A 1003-nucleotide genomic window follows, 5' to 3' on the forward strand; every position below is an offset into this window, starting at 1 on the left:
TCCACCGCCACGACGATATCTCACCGTTGTGTGGATCATACCAAATAATATCATTCCGCCCCCCCGCGAACCCGCGGAACCGCCCCGCGAGCGGGTACGCATATCCAGCAAAGTTCATCGGGAGCAGCGTCACGTCCCCATCTTCGACCATCAACAGCGCGTCCTCCTCGGCCCCCGGCCGGTACAGCAGGATCTGATCCCCGTTCCCCGCCGCGAAGCTCCCCACCACCGGCACCGAGAACCCATCGAGCCCCAGGTCCGTCGCCGTCAGCCCTACGCCATCGTTGAGCACCAGCGCATCCCCAAGCGCCGGCCCCGGCCCGTGAAACAGCACGTCCAGATCCAGCGCCCCGCCGTCGAGCAGCGCTGGCGTCGCCCGCACGCGACCCTCGCTGTCAAACGCGCCCATACACGGGGGCGCGCCGCCGTTGGCACACAGCTCGTCCACCGCGAAGGTGATCGGCTGGCCCGGCGCCCCGGTTGACGACCAACGTTGGATCTGCGCGCTGCCGGTCGTCTGCCACAAGATCCCAGTCTGCCCGGTCCCATCGTAGGCGTAGTCATCCGCCTGGCTGATCACGCCCATCAGCCCCGCGCGCCGCCGACCCCAGGTGTATTGGTAGTAGGCCCCCAGCCGGTCCCACGCCGACAGTCGCGGTTGATTCTTGTTCACGCCCACGCAAAAATCGTTGGCCATCACCGAGCTTGGATCCGCCGGGGTCAGGGCCCGCCAGGGGATATTCGCAAGATCCTGACACCCGGCATTGTTTGGATCTTGATCGTCGAGCCACTGCAAGTGCTCGTGGGTAAAGCCCAAGACATGCCCCAGTTCATGCAATGCGTTGATCCGCGCTTCTTCCGGGCTCCAAAAGAAGCGCTGCAGCCCAAATACGATCTCGGCGGTACCCTCGATCTGCGCGGGGTCTTCAAACTCCGACTGCGGCGTGGCCTCGGGGTATGTCCTGCCGCCGCAGGCCATCGTGCACTCGGGGCCCGTGCGCAC

1 pseudogene is annotated in these 1003 nt (G+C 65.7%); it reads right to left on the reverse strand.

Annotated features, from left to right (window positions below):
• Window positions 1–1003, reverse strand: a pseudogene (locus DB30_RS40925) (hypothetical protein); the annotation flags it as partial.

Source organism: Enhygromyxa salina (genome assembly GCF_000737335.2).
Classification (GTDB): domain Bacteria; phylum Myxococcota_A; class Polyangia; order Nannocystales; family Nannocystaceae; genus Plesiocystis; species Plesiocystis salina_C.